Genomic DNA, 1,659 nt, shown 5'->3' on the forward strand with positions numbered 1-1,659 from the left:
CCCCCTCCGTCACGACGCGTATCCGCATCGCGCCACCTCCCCCGCGTTGCGGGTGAGGAGTGGGCGGGTGAGGAGAAGGCGCGGTCCTCCAGCGTGCAGTCCCAATCGCTCATCAGCACGTCGGGCGCCCGCACCTCGACCCCATGCTCCCGCGCGTCGCGGACCAGCTGGGCCGGTTGGTAGAAGCCCATCGGCTGGGAGTTGATCAAGGCCGCGCAGAACACGTCGGGCCAGGCCCATTTGATCCAGGCCGAGACATAGACCAGCTTGGYGAAGCTGGCCGCGTGGCTTTCCGGGAAACCGTACGAGCCGAAGCCCTCGATCTGTTTGAAACACCGGGTGGCGAAGTCGCGCTCGTAGCCGCGCCGCACCATGCCCTCGACGAACTTGTCGCGATACTCGGCCGGGTCGCCCAGGTTCTTGAAGGTGGCCATCGCCTTGCGCAGGCCGTCGGCCTCGTCGGGCGTAAACTTGGCCGCCTCGATGGCCAGGCTCATCGCCTGCTCCTGAAACAGCGGCACGCCATAGGTGTTGCCGAGGATCTCCTTCAGCTCGTCCGGATGTCCGTGCTCCGGCGACGGCGCGGGCCACTCGGCCTTCTCCAGTCCCTGACGCCGCCGCAGATAGGGATGGACCATGTCGCCCTGGATCGGCCCGGGCCGGACGATCGCCACCTCGATCACCAGATCATAGAACTTGTTGGGCTTCAGCCTCGGCAGCATCGACATCTGGGCCCGGCTCTCGACCTGGAACACGCCCACGCTGTCGGCCTTGGACAGCATGTCGTAGACTCCCTTCACCTCGACCGGCACGTCGGCCAGGTCGGTGATCGGCTGGCCGTGGTCGGCGCGCAGCATGCCGAACGCCCGCTGGATCGCGGTCAGCATGCCCAGGGCCAGCACGTCGACCTTCATCAGCTTGAGGCTGTCGATGTCGTCCTTGTCCCATTCGATGAAGGTGCGGTCCTTCATCGCCGCGTTGCCGATCGGCACGGTCTCGTCCAGTCGCCGCTTGGTCAGGACGAAGCCGCCGACGTGCTGCGACAAGTGGCGAGGATGCTGCAGCAGCTCGGTGGCCAAGACGATGGCGCGCTTGATCTGTGGGTTGGTCGGATCAAGCCCCGTCTGCTGGATATGCTCATCGGGCAGGCCATCGCCCCAGCTGCCCCAGACGGTGTTGGCCAGGATGGCGGTGATGTCCTCGGTCAGGCCCAGGGCCTTGCCGACGTCGCGGATGGCGCTGCGCGGACGGTAATGGATCACCGTGCCGCAGATGGCGGCGTATTCCCGGCCATAGCGCTTGTAGACGTACTGCATCACCTCCTCGCGCCGCTCGTGTTCGAAATCGACGTCGATGTCCGGCGGCTCGCCGCGGTTCTCGGAGATGAAGCGGGTGAACAGCAGGCGGTGCTCGGTGGGATCGATCGCCGTCACCCCCAGGCAGAAACAGACCGAGGAATTGGCCGCCGAGCCGCGCCCCTGGCACAGGATTCCCATCTCCCGCGCCTTGTGGACGATGTCGTGCACGGTGATGAAGTAGTTGGGGTAGTCCATCTTGGCGATCAGCCGCAGCTCCTCGCGCAACTGGTCGGCGACCTTGGGCGACACGCCGTTCGGGTAACGCCAGGCCGCGCCCTGCCAGGTCAGATCGGTCAGGTGC

At 66.2% G+C, this 1,659-nt stretch carries 1 protein-coding gene; it reads right to left on the reverse strand.

The features are described from left to right. A partial coding sequence (locus tag AC1DZ6_RS24785; protein ID WP_477099754.1) for an error-prone DNA polymerase family protein occupies positions 1 to 1,659 on the reverse strand: 1,659 nt, incomplete at both ends.

The sequence above is a fragment of the Caulobacter sp. P1_B12_2 genome, from assembly GCF_056406675.1.